Source organism: Beggiatoa leptomitoformis (assembly GCF_001305575.3).
Lineage (GTDB): Bacteria > Pseudomonadota > Gammaproteobacteria > Beggiatoales > Beggiatoaceae > Beggiatoa > Beggiatoa leptomitoformis.
In genome coordinates this window covers 1,225,412-1,248,624 of sequence record NZ_CP012373.2, presented here as the reverse complement: position 1 = coordinate 1,248,624, position 23,213 = coordinate 1,225,412, and the positions used below count along the sequence as shown (strand labels likewise).

Below are 23,213 nucleotides of genomic sequence, written 5' to 3'. Positions count from 1 at the left end.
TATTGCGGCGATATTTTTTAATTGATTATGTTTGTATTTGCATGAAAAGGAATGTTTTTCTTGAAACAAGATGTAGGACTATTCGATCCAAGTGCGTTGCTAAGCTTGCTGGATACAAACAAGCAACAACACGTAGAGAGGCAGTTAAGAATTGCAACGACTATTTTTGATGCAGCCGCTGAAGCAATTGTTATTACTGATAAAAACAATTATATCTATGCGGTAAATCCTGCTTTTTCACAAATTACAGGTTATAGCAAAGCAGAAATTTTAGGTAAAAATCCGCAATTTTTAAGTTCAGGTCGTCACGATGCCAGTTTTTATAAAGCCATGTGGGTGGTGTTAAGCCAAAAAGGGCAGTGGCAAGGTGAGATTTGGAATCGGCGGAAAAGTGGCGAAATTTATCCTGAATGGTTGACGATTACAAAAATTGAGGATGAAAATGGTGAGATTTTCGCTTTTGTCGCTATTTTTACGGATATTAGCAAAATCAAGCATGATGAAGAACAGTTATGGCGACAAACAAACTATGATTTTTTAACAGGGTTGCCTAATAATACCTTGCTTATTGACCGGTTATCGAATGCGCTTATTGTCGCTAACCGCGAGAATTTATTAGTTGCATTGCTGTTTATTGATTTAGACCATTTTAAAGTTATTAATAATACCTTGGGTCATGCTGTTGGTGATTTGTTATTGCAAAAAGTTGCACAACGCCTTTTAACATGCGTTAGAGATACAGACACTGTGGCGCGGTTTAGCGGAGATAAATTTACCATTGTATTGGGTAATTTGCTTAAAGAAGATGAAATCGCAGTTATCGCTGAAAATATTATTAGTAAATTAACAGAGCCATTTGAATTAAATGGACAAACTGTTTTCGTAGGCACAAGTATTGGGGTAACCGTTTATCCTGCAGATGCTAACGATGCCGATATTTTATTACGCAATGCAGACATGGCAATGTATCGCGCAAAAGCGATAGGACCTAATGTTTATCAGTTTTTTACCTCTAAAATGAATGAACAAATTCATACACGGATGGGCTTAGAACACGATTTACGCCATGCGATTGAACGAGAAGAGCTAGAAATCTACTATCAGCCGATTGTCGATTTAGAAACAGGATTAGTCAGTAAAGCTGAAGCTTTATTGCGTTGGGAACATCCAACACGTGGAAAAGTACCGCCTTATGAATTTATCCCGCTGGCGGAAGAAACAGGGTTAATTGCGAAATTGGGCGAATGGGTGCTTTATACCGCAGCACAGCAAACCAGTATATGGCAAACGCGCACCAACTTACCGATAGGTGTGTCTGTCAACGTATCAACGCATCAACTCAAACGGGGTTTAAGTACGGCTACGATTGCCGATGTTTTGCAGACTACCCAGTTATCGCCTGAATTATTGAGTTTGGAAATCACTGAAAGCTTATTAATGGAAGATACGGTTGCAAATATTCAGTGGTTTCATAAAATCAAAGAGCTAGGCGTAAAATTGTCTATAGATGATTTTGGAACGGGTTATTCCTCACTGAGTTATTTAAAACGGTTTCCGCTGGATTTTTTAAAAATTGACCGTTCATTTATTCGTGATTCTATTGGCAAACAAGAGGATGCTTCGCTTGTAAAAGCCATTATTGCGATGGCAAACGGTTTAAAGCTTAAAGTGATTGCGGAAGGCGTAGAAACGCAAGAACAGTTGATTTTCTTGCATCAATTGCGTTGCCAATATGTACAAGGATTTTATTTTTTTAAGCCAATGTCAGTAAAGGATTTTGAAAGAAATATATTGGCAAAACACGGTGTGCCTTTATTAAAAAAAGGATTGTTAAGGGGTTAATTATCATCTTTTTTGAAAATGGTTGATGAGCCGTCAGAAATACTGTGCTAATTAAATTCTTAAGCCGCCATTATTTTTGTGACTGCATTTCAATCATCTGATTATTTGATGGCAAAGCTTAATTTATTTGCGCTTTATTATCATTTAGCATCAATGGCTTTTGCTTTTATAAGCAGGGTTTCAATGGCGTTAGCCATTTGTTGGTAGCCTTGCGCATTAGGATGTACGGTATCACTTTTTAAGGCGTTATCTGAGAGTACTTCACTGATAATATTACCTTCATAAGGAATGTTAAATTCTTTTGCCAACTCGCCGTAAAAGTCGGCAGCCGATAAGAAAATACCGGGCTGGGGGACACCCAGTAAAACTACATCTATCTGTTGGTCTTTTGCCATTTTTATCATCTGGCGCAGATTATCTTGTGCAATACGAGTACTCATGTTGCGAAGAAAATCATTCCCACCTAAGCATAAAATCAATAAATTGGGCTGGTATTCTTGTAATGCTTGCGGCAATCGTTCTAGTCCGCCTGCTGTTGTTTCTCCTGGTACGCCCGCATTAATCACTTGTCTTCTTATTTCTTCTGATAAAACAGATGGATAACTTTCTGTTTCACTATTTGCACCCGTTCCATAAGTTAGGCTATCGCCAAATGCGAGAATAACGGCATCTGTAGAAAGATGAGAAACAGGCGGAACGGTTTCGCTACAAGCACTTAATAGCAGAAATATAGCAAGCCATTGTATATTTTTATAAAAAAGCGTAATTAATTTATACATGGAACAACCATTGAATGAGAATTAGAGGATTAGGATGAGAGCTTGGTTCTATCATAGCAGAGAGCGGCTTGCCAACATTCTTCTAAATTATTTTCTACTAAGTGAATAAGATTGCCATCTAAGCGATTTTCTCTAGCAAACTCTTTCAGCATTCGCATAATTTGTGCGATTGGCATGGGGTCACGGTAAGGACGTTTTTGTGCGAGGGCTTGAAAAACATCAGCAACACCGATAATTCTGGCTTCTAAACGGAGTTCTTGGTCTTTCAGTTGAAAAGGATAACCGTGTCCGCCGGGGGTTTCATGATGAAAACCTGCCCATTCAGCAATGTCTTCTATACCTGAAATTTTTTTTAAAATTTGGTAAGTTTCAAAGCTATGACGACTAATAACGGTTCGCTCTTCGGCGGTTAATATGCCGGGTTTTTCTAAAATAGTATCGGGTACTTGTAATTTACCTAAATCGTGCAGTAATCCAGCAACTTCTAATTTTTCACAAGTTGCGAAACTAAGGTTGCATTTTTGGGCAAGTAAATGGGCTAAATTAGAGACACCAAGCGAATGTTCATGTGTGTAAGCACTTTTTGCATCGACAATATTGGCAAAAATACCCGCAATCTGTTTCAGTTCTTGAAAATCTATGATAATTGCGTCTTTAACCTCTTCTTTTTCACGTAGATAATGGCATAAATGGCGAGTTTCTAGGGTAATCCAAAAGGCTTCTTTAGCAGACACGCTTAAAAATAACTCGATTAATTCGGGTGAAAAGAGCGAGCCACCGTATTGTGTGATGGTTTTTTGAATAAATGCCCTTTTTGATAGAATATCTTTACCTTCTTGTGAAGCAGCCAGTGCATCAACTCTGTCCATGAGAAAAATAAGGTTACTCAGTTGGGCATTGTTTGCTGTAATATTAACATCCTGTAACATATCCCAATGCGTGTGGTGGTGACGAATAACAGGGGTGAGATGGGCAAAGGGTTCAACACTCAGCAACAATTCACTGCCTCGTCGGCAGTGTTCATCAACATTATTCCACTCCATTTCTTTAATGAGATGTTGTAACGAGTTACTGGATGATACGCCGCAATCATGCAGGAGTGCCGCATGAAATAGTATGTCTAACGTTTCTTGTTTTAAACCCAGTTGTTTACCACATTCAACGCTCATGTAGCCAACCCGTTTCCCATGCTCAACTTCATCAATGCCAACTAAATCTAAGGCATCCGCAAGTGCATAAATTACTTCTCTTAATTTTATTTTAATAGTCATTGGTTTCTCCAGCATCTATGGAGAGTATTACATAGTGTAATTTTAGGGTGTAGTGACGGGTTATTGTGGTTGCGGATGACTTAATTTATGTCATTAAATCAAAGTTATCTGATTTTAAAGCCTTATTTAAAACAAGAACTGCTTTTATGTTCACGCTTGCCTATTTTAAATATATAAATGTTGAAACGGATTAAGTATCACGTATTGCATCATAAATTGCGTTAAAATGCGCGCCTACAATTTATAAGTGCGTATATATTGGGTTATTTATTGATTTCGGTATTCTTTTGTTAATCGGCAGAGAAAATGAAATCGCGTAACATTCGGTTTCTGAAAAGCTTACCTTCCACTTTATTTTTAGTGCTATGACTATGCAACTGATTAAAATATTTTTACTGTTTCTATTGCTGGGTTTTTACACGGAAATGGTGACTGCGGAAAGTTTTTTAAAAACTTATCATCTTCCGCCCTTATCCCGTGTTCCATCCACTGATTCATTACAAAAACAGTTGAACAATTCAAAGGTATTGCAACGCGCTGAAGCAGTCTCTATTCCATTGACGATGATAGAAACACATACCATTTATGAGCAACGTTTACGCCAGTCTCTCACAGAAAATGTGCCGCAGTGGGCAGTGGATGTGCCTGTTATCGTTTTTTCTGATGCAGAAAGTAGTCGGCTGAATGCCGTTCTTGCTCAATTGCAAGGTAGTCATAAGATTATATTGACCGCACAAACTATCGTGATGGATGAGCCATTGCGATTGCCATCAGATACTTGGCTAGTTGGAAATCAAACCGTGTTTCTAGCTATGAATAATGATATTACCGATACAGTTATCATCAATGCGGCAAAAAATGTGCAATTGAGTAATATAAACATCAAAACACAGGGAACTGGTGTTAGAATTGTAAATTCACAACTAATTATTTTAAATAATCTATCTTTTACTGCACCTGCGCGCGGTGTTGTTATTCAAGACAGTGCAATGATTGAATTGGCACAATTAATAGTTACACATCCGCAACAAGGCGGAATTGTATTGCAAGGGGATACGCATCATGTTTGGCTACATAATAGTCAAATTTCTGACGGTCAAAATCCTGATAATAACGGTGCTGGGGTTTTACTGACTGATATGCAAGTGTTACCCACAACGATTAATTTCCCTACAAATGGGCTTGCACAAGCTATTTTCCCACTAATGCCCGCGCCACATGCGCTATTGATTGAAGAAAATCGTATTACAGGACACTTTGCACAAGGTATTTATAGCGATGGCGGTTATGGCAACCTCATTTTACGTAACTATATTGCTGATAATGATAAAGAAGGTCTATGTTTAGACTTTGGCAGTGTCAATAATGTTATTCAAGAAAATACTTTTATCCATAATGGTTTTCGGTCGCATCAAACTGACGAAAGTTTGAAACAAGATTTAGTTTTTAAGTTTGGTAAACTGGCAGATGGCTCTTCTGTTGCTAAATTACCAGCTATTTCTTTAGATAACGCCGCACAGAATTTGCTTATATGGAATACTGTACGTGATGGTGCGGGAGATGGTATAAAACTTGTCCGTTCTGGGTTACGTAACCTTATATTATTTAATACTTTAATGAATAATAATCAAGGTGAAAATAGTCGTTTCCATTTTTTTGGTATTTTATTGGGAAATGCGGGGTTAGAACCTGAATTAACACATAACACGCCAGATGAGCAGTCTTTAGATTTTTTGCCTGCAATTGAGAATATTGTTGCGGCTAATGTTATTTATAATAATCATTACTCAGGTATTTTATTAGACAAAGACAGTGCTTTTAATGACATATATGACAATATGGTGCGTCATTACCAAAATATGCCATTAGAAAGTGCGAGTTCTCGTTTTAATAGCATTGTGGGTAACAGTTGGCAAATCACCGAAGAAAAATCGGGGTGGTTTGATTGGTTTCACTAATTGATTTACTTAGTGATAGAGAATCAGGCAAAATGCCCTTTAAGTAATGTTGTTAATAAAATTCGGTCAATTTTAGAATACTTAGGTGATAACTATATTCAGGCAAGACCATCATCATCATGAAAGGGGATTCGTGGATATGAGGCAAGTATTTGGTAATTTTATAGAAAATCAAAGCAGTGAGGAGTATTTGATACTGGGTTTTTCACCCAGTTCAATACCTTTAAAACAACGTTGGCGGAACAATGGTTTATCTGCGGATTTTCTGGCGGACTATCTAACAACTTTTTTTCCAATTAGTGATGATGACCCAACGACATTTGACCGACAAACGGATATTCGTGGCGCAGTGGGTTATATTGCCAATGAGTTATTGGAAAATGCCATGAAATTCAATAATGATAGTACAAATCACCCAATTAGTATTAAATTACAACTGCATAGCGAGCGAATATTATTCTATGTAACTAATAGTATTCATCCAGAAACACAAACAGCCTTTCAACACCGTATTCAGGAAATGCTCAGTGCTGACCCGCAAGAATTGTATATTTACCGCTTAGAAAAAAACGCGGAAAGTGACACTGATGCATCAGGGCTAGGGCTACTGACCATGATGAATGATTATGGAGCAACGTTGGGATGGAAGTTTGAGACCGCCACAGAAAACCCGCGTGTCGTAACAGTTACCACAATGGCTGAATTAGCGGTTTGAATGACGTGTTTGAGGAGTTTATAGGTTCATGGATATTAAAACAGGTGATTATAGTGTTGAATATGACAGTGTTAATTCCACTGTTGTTTGTCAAGGGTCTTTCCGTTTAAGTGGAATGGAAGAGTATGCCCCTGTTGTACAATTACTAGATGCAGTTGCGGCACAAAATCCACCGAGTATTACGTTAAATCTTCGGCAGTTAGAATTTTTAAATAGCTCTGGTATTAACGTACTTTCTAAATTTATGATTAAAATGCGACAAAAACCAGATATTCAAGTTGTATTGCTCGGCTCTAAAAAGATTCCGTGGCAAGGTAAATCATTAAAAAATTTGCAACGCTTGATGCCTAGCCTCTTAATGGAGTGGGAATAAATACTTTATTTACTCCATGATTGCATCATCCATAATCAATGCTATTGATCAAATAACCTAACAGTACGAGTTGATAGAATGTCAACAACAGTGGAAGAGTGGACTAAAGAAGCCTTATTAGCAGAAGTACAGCGGCTACAAGATAGTATTGCCGACTTATTAATGCAAAAGGTGGATTTAGAAATTCTGCTTGAGACAACGACAGAACATGCTGATGCAATAGAAAACGAACTGCTTGCCGCCCGAGAAGTTGCCGAAGAAGCAACTCGAGCCAAGTCTGAGTTTCTTGCTAATATGAGTCATGAAATCCGCACGCCTTTAAATGCGGTGATAGGCATGTCTGCCATTCTGCAAGATACCGCTTTAAATGCAGAACAACTGGACTATCTCAATACCATTCGTACCAGTGGGGAAACGCTTTTAACGCTGATTAATGATATTTTAGACTTTTCTAAGATTGAAGCAGGACGCTTGGAATTAGAATGTCGTCCTTTAGATTTGCGGTTATGTGTAGAAAACGCGCTCGGGTTAGTCTCAAGCGTTGCGGTTACTAAAAATCTTAACCTTGTTTATCAAATTAGTGATGATGTCCCCGTTATTGTGGTTGGCGATGTGACACGTATTCGTCAAATCTTATTGAATATGCTTAGTAATTCTGTAAAGTTTACTGAAACAGGGGAAGTAAAAGTTATTGTTGATAAAGAGATTCCAGATTTTCCGCCTTATTTTCCAAATAATGAATTTCCCATAAAAACAACAGAAGAACACCTAACACCACCTGAAACAATTCATTTTGCTATTAAAGATACAGGCATTGGCATTCCTTCATCACGCTTGCATCGTTTGTTTCAACCCTTTACTCAAATTGACAGTTCCACAACCCGCAAACATGGCGGTACAGGATTGGGCTTAACCATTAGTAAAAGTTTAAGTTTATTGATGGGGGGGAATGTGTGGGTAGAAAGCGTAGAAAATAATGGCTCTACTTTTCATTTTACTATTCAAGTACAAACCAGCTTAGATAATCCTTATCCTTATTTATATACCACGCACCCCACGCTGATTAACAAACGATTGCTTGTTTGTAGCCAATATCCCAGTAATCGAGAAGTGTTAAGAAAGCAAGTGAAATACTGGGGGATGGAAACAGTTGAAATAGAAGAACTTTCAAAATTCCATGATTTATTGAGAAGTAATACAGAATGGCACGCGATTTTATTAGATGTACATCTGCCTAATGAAGAAGATATTTCTCGTCTTACAAAATTAAGTAGTATTTATCAACGTGCGACATGCCCCATTATTGTTTTAGCAACCGCTTATTTACCCAGTAGAGAGGGGCAGACTTATTCTACATTGACCAAACCATTAAAACCCGCTCGTTTATATTCTGTTTTGTTACAAGCACTTTTACCTAAAGTTGACATTGTAGCATCATCGGTTAATACCATTATTGAAATGCCACAGCCTACATCCACATCTATTAATGAGTTACGGATTTTATTGGCTGAAGATAATTTAACCAATCAGAAAGTCGCTAGTATCATGCTGAAAAAACTGGGTTACGATGTAGATATTGCCAATAATGGGATAGAAGTGCTGACTTTCTTAAAAAGACAACCTTATGATGTCGTTTTTATGGATGTGCAAATGCCAGAAATGGATGGTTTAACCGCAACCAAACACATTATGGGTACTTTCCCCCCAGAAGAACGCCCTTGGGTGATTGCAATGACGGCAAATGCTATGCAAGGTGACCGTGAAATGTGTTTGGCCGCAGGAATGAACGACTACATCAGCAAACCTATTCGCAGAGAAACCTTAGAAGCGGTTTTACAAAATATCCCAAGCAAAAAGTAATGCTCCGTTTATTAGAAACAGGCAAACGAGAATGAATGAGTCAACAGCAAAAAATGCTACTGCATTACGCATTTTATTAGTGGAAGATAACCCAACTAATCAAAAGGTAGCCTTGTTATTGTTGAAAAAATTGGGTTATGAAGCGGATGTTGTTAATAATGGTTTAGAAGCCCTAACGACATTGCGGCAGCATTTTTATAATATTGTTTTAATGGATATTCAAATGCCAGAAATGGATGGTTTGACGGCAACCCGCCAAATTCGCACAGAATTTTTACCGCCACAATCACCATGGATTATTGCTATGACCGCAAACGCTATGAAAGGCGATAGAGAAGCCTGTTTAGAAGCAGGGATGAATGATTATATTGCTAAACCTGTGCGCAAAGAATTGTTAATTCAAGCATTAGAGCTTGCAACAGCACGTTGTCATGATTTACATGCTTAATCTGTAATGGTGCGCCCACTCATCACCCAGCGACTGGCTAACATACTGTTAGAAATCCAAATAAGCATATCGTCAAAGTTTTGTGCAGAATTTTGAGTATCTTGCGTATAATTCGTGTTGCTACCCCCGATTAGATTCGTGTTGTCAGCCTTACCATTTTTTCCTGTTGAAAATAAAATGGCAACAATCACGTCACTGCTTGCAAGACTTGAATTATCTATTGTTTTAATAGTGAATCCGCTAGTGCCTTTCATTTGTTTATCTTTTATTTCAGCTTCATCAATCATAAACGTTTTATCTACACGATAACGTAACGTTTTACCCCACCCATCATAACGCCCCACACCCAATTCAACCCAAGGGATAAACCCTTCGCTATTACACAATGTACTATTGGCTTTTCCATCGGCTAATGCAGGACAAGGGAAACGTCCATTAATCACCGCATAACCTAATAAAGCCTCTTTTGCTTCTTCTAGGGATTTTTGGGTATTTTGAATATATTGCTGATTAATTCTTGTACTTAAGGGGATTAATAAACTGCCTGCTAACAGTGCGATAATAAATACAACCATTGCAAGTTCGAGAATGCTGAAGCCTCGTTCTTTATTTTGCACCATATTTTCCCGCCTGTGTAAGACGATAAATCATTGTTTCCTTTGAAATCCAGATAACAATATCATCAAATTCTGTGTTAAAACTATCTGCAATATAGTTTTCTTCATTATTGCCGTTATTTTTGCAGGTCATACTTGCTTCAGTGATACCATCAGCATCGTTGGTTTTTTCTAAATCACTTTCAGGTGTAGGATCGGGTCTGCCGTTTTTACCACATGAATAAATAATGGCTAATACGTTAGAATCCGTTGTGTTCGTTAGTTGTTCGTTATTTAATCGCCTAATCACTAAATCACTGGGCGAACTAAAATCAATACCGCTATTTTGTGCGTAACGATTACGGGTGCGAAAACGGATAGGATTATTCCATGCATCTTTTCCCTCAACACCCAGTTGTGCATAGGGAATATAACCCTCTATTTTTGTACAGGTTAAACCTGTTGAACTTCTATTCTCCATGCCGTTAAAATCGGTATCAGGACAAGGAAAATAGCCATTTATCAATACAAAACCGATTAAGGCTTCTTGAATGGTTTCTAACCGATTTTGTGTTTCACGGATACGTTGTTGTTGTATCTGTACCGTCAAGGGCATTAAAACACCTGATAATAAAAAAGATAATGCCACGATGAAAATAGCTAACTCCAACAGCGTAAATCCTCGTTGACACGGTGATGAATTTCTTAAGGAGAACATTTTTCAACAGTTAAATCTTCTTTTATACAAAAACTGACATCATTTGTTCCCTCTATGTAATTAGTCACATCTTTTTTTGTATCTATCGCGTCTAATAATGCGGTTGTACGTGTTTGTCCTGTTAAAGATTGACCTGCAAAAGTGATTTTCGCGGCATAAAGACTGTTAATACAATTTGTAGCATCACAGGGAGGAATAGGCAGCGTTGCGGTTGGTTTATAATTTTCGGCAACCATATAAAATATATGGTCTTTCCAATTTTGCCATAAAGTGATAAAAATAGTTTTTGCAGGGTCTTGGTTTAAAACCAAATTGCTGGGCTTTATCGCCGTATTATCACAACTATCCACCGTAGAAAGTGAAATTTGTTCTAATGGACAAGTTTTAATTAATTCCTGTATGCTGGTTGTATTGGGTAATCGTCCCTTTAATAATTCATTTTGAGCAAGATAGGCTGCATCATCAGCATATAAATTAGATAAATCAATAGGAGTAGCAAAGGGTAGGCGTTTATCATCAGGTGTAGCTGACATATTATTTCTGCCATAAATGGCGATACATTGCGTTACTATTTGTGTTAAACATTCCATTGTTTTACTAAAATCACGTCTTTTATGAATTAAATTAAATAATTCCTGTCGGGTAATATAGATAATCCTATCATTGCCTGCTTCATTAAATTTTTCTATTTTATTGGCTGTTTTTGCAAAGTTAGCCACATCCACGATGGATTCTATATATTTTGTAACCTCATAATTTCCACCACAAATAGCTGTACTAGCCACAGGTGTTCTTTGTTGTCCTGTCAATGCACGGTGTGGTGCAATAATGACGGCAACTGCACGGTCGGTCGCAATTGTTCCCGTTGTAGCATTTGGCGTTATGACTTCAAAAAAACCATTGCTATCTTCATTTAACATTGCCGTTCTAATACCCTCTTTTGCGTTTTTATAAGTACCAGACACGGCATACCAAAGACATTCCCCATCACCATCTCTTAGCGGAGAAATCCCTAACGTGCGCCAAGGAAACCTACCTATTTCTGAGCTATCTTTTTGTATGCCCGAATAATTACCACAGTCTGTTCCTTCACCACTAATTGCATTTGTATCAGGACAAGGCAAAAACCCAAACCGTCCTAATCCTTCGGGTTTATCTTTACTATCATAATAACTAAGTGCATACCCCAATAATGCTTCTTTTGCCTGTGCTAGGGCTTTAACCGTTTGTGCTTGTCGTGCAATTCGTACATCAACCGCATTAAATTTGGCGAGAAAAAAAGATGTTCCAATCACAATCATTAACAATAAGGTAAGCAATAACACAACACCAGTTTGGGTATGACGGGATTTATTCATAACACCTGCTATTTTTTGGCTTTTATGGAATGGCTATTTGAGGGGGGATTCGTGTTAGCTTGTATATTGTTCGTAGGCGGTGGTGTATTTGATGTATGGTTTTTAAGCGTAGCAGCCGCATCGCTTACAGATGCAGACGATTTATCTGTGAGCAAATAACGTTCTGTTGCCATGTTTTTCTGTGTATTTAATACTTGCCCAACTTTCAAGTTAAATATTTGTTTTTCATTATTTTCTTTTGGTAACGCAACCAATAAATCAGGCTGTTTTTGTGTTGTGGATAGTTGTGCAGTAAATCCTACCTGTGGCAAGACTTTTAGCGTCATACCATTCACCCATGTTGTGGTAATCACGCCATGCCGTTTAACAAAACCATTAAAAGTAATCTCAGGCGGGGGCAATTCGGTCTGCTCTTTATCATCAATAATCTTTTGTTGTAAAAAGGGTTCTGGATGTTCACGAACATGATTTAATGCCTGTCGTTCCTCAGCCGTAGTAAATAAACGCAATAGTTTTTCTGTGGCAAAAACAGGGGAAGTAAAAAAAATAGCCAAAATAGCTAATGAGAAATAACGCATCATAAATCCCCTTTTTCCCGTTCAATATACAGGGTGTACCAATACATAACACAAGTTGCGGTAAAATTTGCTTTTAAAGGGTAATCAATCTGTGGATTTGTAACCAGCCGATTTATTTGACAACCCGCTAAATTAAATAATCCTGTAGGAACATCTTGTTGTATCTGCTCTAATAAGTCTAGCAGATCAAGCTCATGGATTATGTTTATATTGAGGGTATAACGGGTTTTAAAGAGAAAAAAATCTTTTTTATCTTTTGGTGGTTTTAAAAAAAGAGGGGAATAAGGAACCGCTTCTGTATTTTTAATTGTTCCTTGAACATCTTGGATTTTACCGATTAAACCTTGAATATGTTCATTAAACTGGGAGTTTAATAACAATGATTGAATTTGAATCTCTTCACTATTGGCTTGTGCTTTTATCTCGTAAAATTTTGCAGTCGTGAGCTGATTAAAAAATTGATAATCTTCAGGTTGAAGCTGATTAAGGGTATTGGCTAGTGTGTCACGAGTTTCTTTTGTTACAGCAAGCCCATGCTTTTCCTTGTTAAGTTGTACTGTTACTGACTGTAAATACCAATAACAACTGAGTAACATGGCAACACTGATACATAAACCGATTCCAAATACAATCAAGGCAACATGTAATATTGACCAATCACGACGAGACGAAGCAGAAAAAGAGAAAGCCATATTATAAGTTGAATTGATTACGAATCATAAAATATAAAGCAAAAAATGCTTGCTTGCGTTTTTACATAATTTTACTGGTTATATTAGAAATCGCATATATTTTCAACGGCTCAGGTTTAGCGATGGCGAACCCTTGAAGATAGTCGACACTGGTCGCGCTAATCAGTTGTAATAAAACATCATTTTCTACATAAGGGGCGATAGTTTTAATCCCCATTGTTTGGGCAATTTGGGCAATGGCTTTAATAATATGCCGTGCCAACATATCAGACTCCATATTTTTGATTAATCTGCCATCTAATTTTAGATATTGTACAGGGAGTTGTCGCTTTAAATAGTCAAATGAGGCAATACCACTGCCAAAACGGTCTAGGGCAAAACTAAATCCCATTTCATGCAAGGTTTGAATAAAATAGCTGGATTTATCCAGTGTTGTCAAAATCTCCATTTCATTCAATTCGAAACAGATGGTTGCAGGTGCAACAGTTAAATGGGTTAATTGTTCCTGCATAAAATGTATAAAACTATTGTCATTCAATGTCATAATCGACAAGTTAATGCCTATATATTCATCATCTACTCTATCTAAAGGACGTTCTGCTAAATGGGCAAAAACTTGGCTAATCACCCAACGGTCAACATGTCCCATAAAACTATAGCGTTCTGCAACGGGTAAAAATTGTTGGGGTAATATCAATTCATTCTTGTCTGTGCGTAACCGTACTAATATTTCATAGCAAGAGCCGTTACTGATGGAATGGTCAATCGGTGTAATTTGTTGGCTATATAGTTGTAATTGATTTTCAGCAATCGCCCGTCGTACCTGATTTGACCATTGTGTTTCATGTTGGCGTAAGCTGCGCAATTTTTGGTCACTGCCAATATGTACATACACACGGTTTGAGCCTTCTTCTTTTGCCGCGTAGCAAGCAAGTTCTGCGCGCTCAATCAATGCAGTAGGATTTTTTTCCGTTTGCGCATTAATAGTAATCGCGCCAATGCTGGCCGTAAGACTTAATGGCTTATCATCTAAAATAAAACGACATTCACGAATTTCTTTTAAAAACGAATCGGCAACATTTTCAGCCCATTCAATCGGACAATTTTTCAATAAGATAGCAAATTGGTCACGGGTTATCCGTGCAAAAATATCACCGTTGCGAATTCGTTTTTGTAATGCCGTTGCAAATTGTTGCAGTAATATATCAGCCGCAGGTTGCCCATATATTTCAATTAATTGTGTGAACTGATCTATATCTAAGTATAAGAAAGTATGTGAAGTGCTTTCAGTTTTTGCTTGTGTAACAAGCGCACTCAAGCGATATTCAAATTCTTGACGGTTAAAAAGTCCTGTTAGGGCGTGTCATCAAATAGTAAAAAATGTTATATTATAATCATATACCCAGATATCGCCAAGGATAAAACAATGAGTCGTCGCTATGCCTTAACCGATGAACAATGGTCAAAACTAGAACCGCTACTCCCTGGGCGTAAAGGACATGTCGGGATGACGGCTAAAGATAACCGCTTGTTTATTGATGCTGTTCTATTCCGTTATCGCAGTGGCATTCCTTGGCGCGACCTCCCCGAACGCTTTGGTGATTTCCGTGTCGTCCATACCCGCTTCAGTCGTTGGTCTAAGAAAGGTGTCTGGGAACGTGTTTTCAAGATACTAAGTGCCGATGCCGATAATGAATATGCCATGATAGACAGCACAATAGTTAGAGCGCATCAACATAGTAGTGGTGGTGGCGCAGATGAAGCCATTGGACGTAGCGCAGGGGGTTTAAGTACCAAGATTAACTCCGTTGTTGACGCACTGGGCAATCCGACCCTTTTTTTTTGACTGCGGGACAGGCAAGCGACCTTGAGGGGGCTGATGCTCTTATTCCTCAGATAAAGGCAAACGCTTTATTGGCTGATAAGGCTTATGATGCAGATGAACGGGTTAGAGATGTTTTAAAACAGCAAGGCATAGAACCTGTGATTCCGTTCAGGAAAAATCGTTTAAATCCACCTTATTATGATAAAGTCCTTTATAAGGCACGTTATTTAATCGAGCATTTCTTTGGTAAATTAAAGCAATACCGCGCTATAGCTACACGATATGATAAACGCGCTAGGAATTTCTTAAGTGGGGTTTATTTGGCTTCTACCTTGATTCTTTTAGCTTGAACCTTTAACCCTTCTTATTTGATGACAGGCTCTAAGGTATCTTGATTACTTTGTACAGAAGACAATTCGCGTAAATGTCGCTCTTTAGAAACATCATGAAAAACAATGACAACACCTTCAACATGTCGTCCATATTGATCACGAATAGGGGAAACGGAATTTTCAATAATAATTTCTTCATTGAGCCGATTCGTTAAAAAACTCCGATGGGGGGGGGTATGCACACCGCGTAAACAGCGTTCTACAGGATTTTCTTGTTTTCCACCCAACTCGTCTAAGGCACGTACTTGAAATACTTCTGAAATATGCCGATTAATAATTTGTTTATGCGCCCAGCTTAACAGCTCTTCAGCTTGCGGATTAATAAATGTTACGCGTGCATGTTGGTCAGTTGTGATAACCGCATCCCCAATAGAATGTAGGGTTGTAATAGCCCAATCACGTTCTCGTTGTGCATTTTCAATGGCTAATCGTCGCTCACTAAATGCAACAGCCACAATAAATCCTGTAAATGCTGTGATTCCAATAAAGCTGATTTCTGAGAATAAATACACCATGTCGCGGTATCCAGGGGCTTTTTCTAACTCTAAGCTACCCACAAGTAACATAGATGCGACAAGTGATGCGGCAAGGGTTGCACCGTGTTGTTCAAAACGGGTTGCCGCCCAAATCACAAAGGGCAAAATCATGTATAAAAATAATTGACGTTGTTGTGCTTGTTCAACATCTAAACTTAACACACAGACGCTAACGAGAATGCTTAAAAGTAAAAGGGCTTCAAAACAACGTTGGGGAGTTAAATAACTAGATAAATTATCAGGTAATTGTCGCCATACCAGCAGCGTTGCTGTCATAACAAACATTCCAATACCATCGTTTAGAACGGTTGTTATGACGATTTGGTCACGATAACTTAAAAATTGGGAGGGGTTTTGAAATAACCCACCAATAAAGGGAAATTCTTGAATATAAAAGGCAATTGCATAAATAGCAGAGCCAATCAGCGGCGCGATAAAAAAAGTAACTGTGCCGAAACTGAACACATCACGGACACGATTAAACTTATCATGAAAATCAAAATATTTCAGTAGCCAAACACTTAAAACGGCTTGGATTGTTGCACCAATTGCTTGAAAAAAGAGGATAGAAAAAATCGACAGTTCGTATGCACGCAATCCATCAAATTTGGTTAGAAATAACCCTAAAATAATGCCAGGCCACAAACGAATTCCAAACAACCACAATGCTGCTAATGCAATACCTGCGGGTAAAAAGACAGGCATTACTCCTTTTAATATGCCAAGAAAAAAGCCTACATGTGCCGCTGCAAAATAAACCGCTGCGAGTAAAATAATTTGGAACAAGTAAGCAAGCCCACTATTCCATTTTTCATGTAAGGCAGTTGAGGAGTATTTATGCATCTTTTTAATTTTATTAAGTTAAATTAAGCGTATCGTCTGCACTTAAGCATAAAGCGATAGCTGTTAATAAGCAAGAAGCTAAGTATATTACTCGCATCTCCACCCGTTTTGATATGTTGTCACTATATTACGTTCAGATGTGTAGATTGATACAGTTCCGAATTTGTCCAAGAATAGCGCAATTTTTATACCAAAATGCACCACTTTTGAGCTTTTTTGGGTGATTGTTGCCCATCAACCCATTACATATTTTTCCTTAAAACGGTACACTGCTCATTAGTTTTTATGCCCATTACTAGCAAATAAAATACAACTAACCAGAGTCAATAATCATGAAAATTAAAGTAGATGTTGAAGCGACCCCTCAAGAATTAAGAAGTTTTTTTGGCTTGCCTGATCTTGAACCTTTGCAAAATGAAATGTTGGAAATTATTCGTAAAAATATGTCTGCAGGAATGGATGGTTTTGACCCCGCAACGTTAATGAAACCTTTTTTACCAGAACATTTACAATCATTAAGTACGCTACAAAAAACCTTTTGGCAAGCTATGATGGGTGTGTCTTCCAGTCATGATAAAAAAGACTAGATTAAGCAAGTGTTTAGCCATTATTTTCTATAGTCTGTAAACTGTATGCGTATTAAACCCTCCCAGCTTACCAATCATTTGCAAAAACAAGGTCTTTCTGCCGTTTATTTAATTACAGGGGATGAACCCTTGCAGTTAATGGAATGTAGCGATTTATTGCGTCAATTTGCCCGCCAGCAAGGATTTAGTGAACGGGTTGTGATGGTTGTAGATACAGGGTTTGATTGGAAAAATCTTGAACAAGAAGCCAGCAGTTTATCTTTATTTGCAACACGGCGATTGTTAGAAGTGCAAATGGGCAGTAAAACGCCAAATGATGCAGGCACAAAAGCCTTAAGCAGCTATTTAGCTAATCTTCCACCAGATACCGTTTTACTGATGACCGCGGACAAATTGGATAGTCAAAAGCAAAAAACGAAGTGGTTTACAGCCGTTGAGGAAAAAAGCGTTATTGTGCAAGTTTTCCCCTTAGAATTAGCAGAGTTACCCGCTTGGATAAATCAACGCTTAAGTGCTTGTGGATTGCAAGCAACAAGTGATGCCATTCAAATGATTGCGGAACGTTCAGAAGGACATTTATTAGCTTGTGCGCAAGAAATCGAAAAATTAAAGCTATTACATGGACAAGGGCAGATTATTGATGTTGAACAAGTAATGGATGCCGTTGCTGACAGTGCGCGGTTTGAAATCTTTGACTGGGTCGATACGGTACTGAATGGGGAAACAGCCCGTTGTGTGCGACAGTTACAAGGGTTGAAAGCAGAAGGTTATGACCCTGTGTTGATTTTATGGGCGTTGAATAAAGATATTCGTCTTTTATGTCAAGTTAGTTACGCGCTACAAAGTGGACAACGGGCAGACCAAGTTTTTCGCACCTTTCGTGTTTGGCAACAACGACAAGCAATAATACAAAAAGCAACAAAACGCTATTCAGTAAAGAAATGGCAACGTTTTTTGCAACAGAGTGTCATGATAGACCGTATGATTAAAGGGGCAGCCGTGGGTAATGTGTGGGATGAATTATTGCGTTTAAGCGTGCAAATATCAGGTGTTACGTTATAAAAAAGTTATCTGAAGCAGAATTTCCAGAATAAACGCAAGAGCAGAATGGATACCATCACTTTAAGCGGTGGTATCCGTCTTCTTGTTGTTCTGCGGGTTCTAATTTAACCTGAGTTCGGGATAAGAAATAGGGAAAAATTAATAAATTTAATTGGTTTATCTCGTTCCCACGCCAGAGCGTGGGAACGAGAATTTCTTATCCCGAACTCAGGTTAATTTAGGCAATCTTTTACATCATAGATTAGTTTTATAGGGTTGTTTGAGGAAATTGTATGAGCTTACAAGCGGATATGTTACGCATTGGTGAACAAGCACGCGATGCTTCAGTTTTTTTGGCAAAAGCCAGCACTGCGATGAAAAATCAAGCGTTAGCGATGATTGCAGAACAAATAGAAAAACGGCAAGACCAATTGCTTTCTGCTAATGAAAAAGACGTAGCGAATGGGCAAGAAAAAGGGTTAGACAGTGCATTATTAGAACGTTTAACCATTAATCCCGCTCGTATTGCGTCCATGATTGAAGGCGTACAACAAATCATTGCCCTGCCTGACCCCATTGGGGAAATCAGCAATATGCACTATCGTCCTACGGGCATACAAGTTGGCAAAATGCGTGTGCCATTGGGAGTCGTTGGGATGATTTATGAATCCCGTCCCAATGTGACGCTTGATGCTGCTTCTCTTTGTTTAAAATCGGGCAATGCAACCATTTTACGCGGTGGTTCTGAGGCGGCGCATTCTAATCAGGCTATTGCACAGTGTATTCATGCGGGGTTGGTCGTGGCGAATTTACCCCGCACGGCTGTGCAAGTCATAGAAACAACAGATCGTGCAGCCGTTGGCGAGTTGATTAAAATGACGCAATATGTGGATGTGATTATTCCACGTGGCGGAAAAAGCCTTATTGAACGGATTAGTCAAGAAGCCCGTGTGCCTGTTATCAAACATTTAGATGGTATTTGCCATGTGTATATTGATGATGAAGCGGATATAGATAAAGCTGTTGCTATTGCATATAACGCAAAAACGCATCGTTATGGAACTTGTAACACGATGGAAACCTTGCTGGTTGCAGAACGGATTGCACAACGGGTTTTGCCATTATTGGCAGAAAAATATTTGGCATCAGGTGTCGAATTGCGCGGTTGCCCTGCGACACAAGCCTTAATAACGGGTATCACTCCCGCAACGGAAGAAGATTGGCATACGGAATATCTCGCGCCTATTTTATCAATCCGTATTGTGCCTAATATTGATAGCGCGCTGGCGCATATTCGCCAATATAGTTCGCAACATACCGATGCCATCGTGACGGAAAACTGGACAAAAGCACAGCGTTTTCTCCGTGAGGTTGATTCTAGTTCCGTGATAATTAACGCATCTACCCGTTTTGCGGATGGCTTTGAATATGGATTAGGTGCAGAAATTGGTATCAGCACAGATAAATTTCATGCACGTGGTCCTGTTGGACTAGAGGGCTTAACCTCACAAAAATATATTGTTTTCGGCGATGGGCATATTCGTCTATAACAGATTAATGAGTTGATTTGTATGACAGCACGACCAGTTGGCATGTTAGGGGGAACATTTAACCCTATTCATCATGGACATTTGCGTTTAGCGTTAGAATTGTATGAACGATTGTCTTTTGCGCAAGTACATCTAGTACCTGCGGCGAATCCACCGCACCGAGAAAAACCAACGGTTGGTGCTGAATTACGTTTTGCGATGGTACAAGCAGCCGTTGCGGGTGTTAGCGGGTTAATTGCGGATGATAGAGAGTTAAAACGACAAGGCTTCTCTTATACAGTAGATACATTACGTAGCTTACGTAATGAATATCCGAATAATCCTTTGTGTTTGATTCTTGGGATGGATGCGTTTATTGGATTGCCGACTTGGCAGGCATGGGAATCAATAATTGAATTGGCTCACTTGGTTGTCGTGCGCCGTCCCGGTACGTTATTGCCCATGTCACACCGTATGCACGATTTTCTTGTAACCCATCAGGTTAATAATACGGTAGATATTCATACGCGTTTGGCGGGTAAAATTTTGGTAGAAGAAATTCCTGCATTAACCATTTCGGCAACACAAATACGCACCTTAGTTGCTCAAGGACGTGACCCTAGTTATTTAATCCCCTTACCAGTGTTAGAAATTATTCAGCAATATCAACTTTATCGTTAAGTAACTTACATTCAGTAGCGCATTATTTAACGGTTCACTAATGCGTTTCACCGTGTTGGAATTTGCTCGTTACCAAGCTCTGCTTGGTAATGCCTGCCTTGCAAGCTCCGCTTGGCGAATAGGCATTACCAAGTGAAACTTGGTAACGAGCAATACTTTTTTACGGAAATCTGTTGAATAGGTCATTTCTTATCCTCTTTTTAAAATATGGTTACTATATTTAACGGCTCACCGATGCGTTTCACCGTGTTAGCATCATCTGGACAATAAAAAACCTCGCCATTTGCATGACGAGGTTTTTTACTAGAACACGAACTAAATTACTCGTAACTAGCGACACCATCGGGTTTTAACGTCAACTTACTGTATTTACATAAATCAAAGTTGTACCACATAATTTGATTGCCAGCAGTATCTTTAATGGCTAAATCCCACATGCAACGATCATCATCGTGATCAAATAAAATTTCCACCGTTGCACCGTTATCCAATGTATCTTGTCCTAAAATATCATGCCCCCAATCTTTGGTTTCGCTGGCAGCAAGATACAATTCGTCAATAACCACACCTGAATCATTCGTGATTGTGTATTGTACGGCAAAGGCAAGTTGTGCAGATAATGCAAGCGGTAATAAACAAACAAGTGCAGCTAATTTTTTGATATTCATGTTAATTACTCAAAAAAGAAACGTAATAACTTAAGGGGGCGTTATTACTAAGCCTGTGCTAGAGAATCCTGCTCTTACACTGGTTCTAATAATAGAGTAATGATGATTTTTAAGATATGCGTGCAACACAGTATTGCTTTTTTATTTTTTAAAATAGCTGATGAACACGGGCTAGTGGAGTAGGTAAGTAAAAAGTACCTGTTAGATGGTAAACACTAACAGGTACTTTTATAGTGAAAAGGGATTATTTTAGGTTAATTACATATTATTCCCACTTTAAATCACTGCCAACTCTATAATCGCGTACCCGCCCCTCAAAAAAATTGACTTCCTGTTTCATTTCATACTCAGACAACCACGCCATAGGATGTTCTTTAATATCAAAGAGCAATTCTAATCCCAGTGCTTGGCAAATATTGTTTGCCATTAGGCGGGCGTAGTCGGTATAGGACTTTAAGGATAATCCGGGAATACCGCCATTTGGCATGGTTGCTTTGCCAAAGTTCGTTTCTAATATCACCGCTTCATTGATAATAGCACGGGCGCGCTCACGCATAGACTTATCCCATAATGCTGGGTTTTCTTTGATGATTTGTCGGATTAACCAGCGTCCGTTAATGGCATGTAGGTTTTCATCACGCCAAATATATTGGTATTGTTGCGCGGTGTTTCTGAGTTTACCTTGACGGGCTAAGGCGAATACTTGTGAGAAGCCTAACGGGAAAAATAAGTATTCAAAAATGTAGTAACTGATTAAATCTTCTAATAATGCGCGGTTCGCTTCAGGTGAACCAAAGGGTGCGCCACAACTAACCACGTTATTCGTAAAGGTTAAATTCCAATTCAACTTAGCTGTTAATTCAGGTACTTGTTGGTATAAATTGAATATTTGCCCTTGTCCTTCTACATCTAAACCGAATGACTCTAATATAAAGAAATAGGATTCAATGTGATTCGCTTCTTCTGCCATCTGCCAACGCAAGTATTGCCGCATTTCATTCGCTGTAATTTGCGCAAGAATCGCATTGTCTAAATTATCGGGTACTAGATTATCTGAGGCGGTCAAATAGGAGATGTTGCACTTGAACATCCACGTTTCTTCTTCCGTCAATTTTCCCGTATTCCATTGCATTTTATCGTCACCCATTGCAATGTCGTTAGGTGTCCAAAAATTATTACGGGCATTTAGAAAGTGCTGTCTGATATTGGGGTATTTTAACGGTACGGGTTGACGCACGTCATAACCTTGACCGCCTATGATTTTCACGCTGTCCGCATCAGGGCGGCGCGCTCCTATACTCACGGGTGCAAGGCTTGCAGACATAGGGAAAATAACCCGATGTTTTTCGGTAGTGGGTGTTATTTCTTCAATGGCAGATTCTTTGCCCATAGATTTACTCGCCGTCATCACGGGTTTAGTCGCTTTGTAATCCGCCGTCTGGCGGGATTCTGCTATGCCAGAAAAGCTATTATTTTTGTAGGCCGTTTTGCTGTGAGCAACACTTAATTTGCGTAACAGTGGGGATTCGTCACCGTTGCTGGGTTCGTCAAAATCTAACATTTGCTTAAAATTCTCCTGCTGAATGGTTTACACAATAGCGACATAGCAGAGGTTATGCCAATGCCTTTAATCCACTTTATATGTATAAATTATCAGTATTATAACGGTTTGATACATTTCTAAAACTTGTTTTTTTCAATGGTGGGGATACCTAGATAAACAGGCGAATTGTCACGATTCTGTCATTTTAGCGGTTCTGTAGAAGGGCTAAATTAGAGGGGAAATGAGACATGCTAAAAAAGCAATTAGGTTTGATAAATACAATGTTTACTAAATTGATAGATGGGCATTGCGCGGATAGCACCGCTTAAACTGGTGCTATCCATTGTCTTTCTTTATTTTTTGCACGCAGTTTATTGGCG

The 23,213-nt window shown here is 38.7% G+C and carries 21 protein-coding genes and 1 pseudogene; 11 read left to right on the top strand and 11 right to left on the bottom strand.

Annotated elements, in window-relative coordinates; genetic code table 11:
- Window positions 1-60 precede the first annotated feature (60 nt).
- Window positions 61-1,842, top strand: a complete 1,782-nt coding sequence (locus AL038_RS05195; RefSeq protein ID WP_161575432.1) for a putative bifunctional diguanylate cyclase/phosphodiesterase — start codon at window positions 61-63, stop codon at window positions 1,840-1,842.
- Between the two features lie 140 nt (window positions 1,843-1,982).
- Here AL038_RS05195 and AL038_RS05190 read toward each other — a convergent pair whose 3' ends face one another.
- Together AL038_RS05190 and AL038_RS05185 are read right to left on the bottom strand one after the other, a co-directional pair.
- On the bottom strand, window positions 1,983-2,621 hold the full coding sequence (locus AL038_RS05190) for an arylesterase (RefSeq protein WP_062149995.1): 639 nt from the start codon (window positions 2,619-2,621) through the stop codon (window positions 1,983-1,985).
- A gap of 29 nt (window positions 2,622-2,650) precedes the next feature.
- On the bottom strand, window positions 2,651-3,892 hold the full coding sequence (locus AL038_RS05185; RefSeq protein ID WP_062149992.1) for an HD domain-containing phosphohydrolase: 1,242 nt from the start codon (window positions 3,890-3,892) through the stop codon (window positions 2,651-2,653).
- A 371-nt stretch (window positions 3,893-4,263) separates the two neighbouring features.
- On the opposite strand from AL038_RS05185, the gene AL038_RS05180 reads away from it, so the two are divergent.
- From AL038_RS05180 to AL038_RS05160, 5 genes are all read left to right on the top strand, one after another.
- Window positions 4,264-5,850 (top strand): right-handed parallel beta-helix repeat-containing protein, encoded by a 1,587-nt coding sequence (locus AL038_RS05180; RefSeq protein WP_062149989.1) that lies wholly within the window; start codon window positions 4,264-4,266, stop codon window positions 5,848-5,850.
- Between the two features lie 139 nt (window positions 5,851-5,989).
- The gene (locus tag AL038_RS05175) at window positions 5,990-6,565 is read left to right on the top strand and encodes a slr1658 family protein (protein ID WP_062149986.1); all 576 of its coding nucleotides are present in this window, start codon (window positions 5,990-5,992) and stop codon (window positions 6,563-6,565) included.
- Window positions 6,566-6,593: 28 nt separating this feature from the next.
- Window positions 6,594-6,938, top strand: coding sequence for a slr1659 superfamily regulator (locus AL038_RS05170; protein ID WP_062149983.1), 345 nt, complete (start codon window positions 6,594-6,596; stop codon window positions 6,936-6,938).
- A 78-nt stretch (window positions 6,939-7,016) separates the two neighbouring features.
- Window positions 7,017-8,798, top strand: coding sequence for a response regulator (locus AL038_RS05165; RefSeq protein ID WP_062149980.1), 1,782 nt, complete (start codon window positions 7,017-7,019; stop codon window positions 8,796-8,798).
- A gap of 31 nt (window positions 8,799-8,829) precedes the next feature.
- Window positions 8,830-9,246 carry a response regulator gene (locus AL038_RS05160; RefSeq protein WP_062149977.1) on the top strand — a complete coding sequence of 139 codons (417 nt, stop codon included), beginning with the start codon at window positions 8,830-8,832 and terminating at the stop codon, window positions 9,244-9,246.
- Here the strand turns inward: AL038_RS05160 and AL038_RS05155 are convergent.
- From AL038_RS05155 to AL038_RS18870, 6 genes and pseudogenes are all read right to left on the bottom strand, one after another.
- Window positions 9,243-9,866, bottom strand: a complete 624-nt coding sequence (locus AL038_RS05155; protein WP_062149974.1) for a type II secretion system protein — start codon at window positions 9,864-9,866, stop codon at window positions 9,243-9,245. The genes AL038_RS05160 and AL038_RS05155 overlap by 4 nt on opposite strands.
- Window positions 9,853-10,560: a type II secretion system protein gene (locus tag AL038_RS05150; RefSeq protein ID WP_145917059.1), complete on the bottom strand. Its 708-nt coding sequence runs from the start codon at window positions 10,558-10,560 to the stop codon at window positions 9,853-9,855. The genes AL038_RS05155 and AL038_RS05150 overlap by 14 nt, the downstream gene beginning before the upstream one ends.
- Window positions 10,548-11,918, bottom strand: coding sequence for a hypothetical protein (locus AL038_RS05145; protein WP_062149968.1), 1,371 nt, complete (start codon window positions 11,916-11,918; stop codon window positions 10,548-10,550). The genes AL038_RS05150 and AL038_RS05145 overlap by 13 nt, the downstream gene beginning before the upstream one ends.
- Window positions 11,919-11,926: 8 nt before the next feature.
- Entirely contained in the window at window positions 11,927-12,499 is a 573-nt protein-coding gene (locus AL038_RS05140) for a hypothetical protein (RefSeq protein ID WP_145917058.1), read from the bottom strand.
- A complete protein-coding gene (locus AL038_RS05135; protein ID WP_062149961.1) occupies window positions 12,496-13,188 on the bottom strand; it encodes a hypothetical protein in 693 nt (230 codons plus the stop codon). Before AL038_RS05135 ends, AL038_RS05140 begins: the two co-directional genes overlap by 4 nt.
- A 61-nt stretch (window positions 13,189-13,249) precedes the next feature.
- Window positions 13,250-14,536, bottom strand: a pseudogene (locus AL038_RS18870) (EAL domain-containing protein); the annotation flags it as partial.
- A 78-nt stretch (window positions 14,537-14,614) separates the two neighbouring features.
- Here AL038_RS18870 and AL038_RS05125 point away from each other — a divergent pair.
- Window positions 14,615-15,363, top strand: a protein-coding gene (locus AL038_RS05125; protein ID WP_201800099.1) for an IS5 family transposase whose coding sequence is annotated in 2 segments (ribosomal slippage) — window positions 14,615-15,029 and window positions 15,029-15,363 — 750 coding nt in all. Because the reading frame shifts where the segments join, the coding sequence is not laid out codon by codon here.
- Window positions 15,364-15,377: 14 nt separating this feature from the next.
- On the opposite strand, the gene AL038_RS05120 is transcribed toward AL038_RS05125, so the two are convergent.
- On the bottom strand, window positions 15,378-16,784 hold the full coding sequence (locus AL038_RS05120) for an MASE1 domain-containing protein (protein ID WP_161575431.1): 1,407 nt from the start codon (window positions 16,782-16,784) through the stop codon (window positions 15,378-15,380).
- A gap of 332 nt (window positions 16,785-17,116) precedes the next feature.
- On the opposite strand from AL038_RS05120, the gene AL038_RS05115 reads away from it, so the two are divergent.
- From AL038_RS05115 to nadD, 4 genes are all read left to right on the top strand, one after another.
- Entirely contained in the window at window positions 17,117-17,371 is a 255-nt protein-coding gene (locus AL038_RS05115) for a DUF6489 family protein (RefSeq protein WP_062149952.1), read from the top strand.
- A gap of 45 nt (window positions 17,372-17,416) precedes the next feature.
- Window positions 17,417-18,433: a DNA polymerase III subunit delta gene (gene holA, locus AL038_RS05110; protein ID WP_062149949.1), complete on the top strand. Its 1,017-nt coding sequence runs from the start codon at window positions 17,417-17,419 to the stop codon at window positions 18,431-18,433.
- Between the two features lie 272 nt (window positions 18,434-18,705).
- Window positions 18,706-19,962 (top strand): glutamate-5-semialdehyde dehydrogenase, encoded by a 1,257-nt coding sequence (locus AL038_RS05105; RefSeq protein WP_062149946.1) that lies wholly within the window; start codon window positions 18,706-18,708, stop codon window positions 19,960-19,962.
- A 21-nt stretch (window positions 19,963-19,983) separates the two neighbouring features.
- Window positions 19,984-20,622, top strand: coding sequence for a nicotinate-nucleotide adenylyltransferase (gene nadD, locus AL038_RS05100; protein ID WP_062149943.1), 639 nt, complete (start codon window positions 19,984-19,986; stop codon window positions 20,620-20,622).
- A 320-nt stretch (window positions 20,623-20,942) separates the two neighbouring features.
- Here the strand turns inward: nadD and AL038_RS05095 are convergent, their stop codons facing one another.
- Together AL038_RS05095 and AL038_RS05090 are read right to left on the bottom strand one after the other, a co-directional pair.
- Window positions 20,943-21,290 (bottom strand): hypothetical protein, encoded by a 348-nt coding sequence (locus tag AL038_RS05095; RefSeq protein ID WP_062149940.1) that lies wholly within the window; start codon window positions 21,288-21,290, stop codon window positions 20,943-20,945.
- A 265-nt stretch (window positions 21,291-21,555) separates the two neighbouring features.
- The gene (locus AL038_RS05090; protein WP_062149937.1) at window positions 21,556-22,851 is read right to left on the bottom strand and encodes a ribonucleotide-diphosphate reductase subunit beta; all 1,296 of its coding nucleotides are present in this window, start codon (window positions 22,849-22,851) and stop codon (window positions 21,556-21,558) included.
- Window positions 22,852-23,213: the final 362 nt, after the last annotated feature.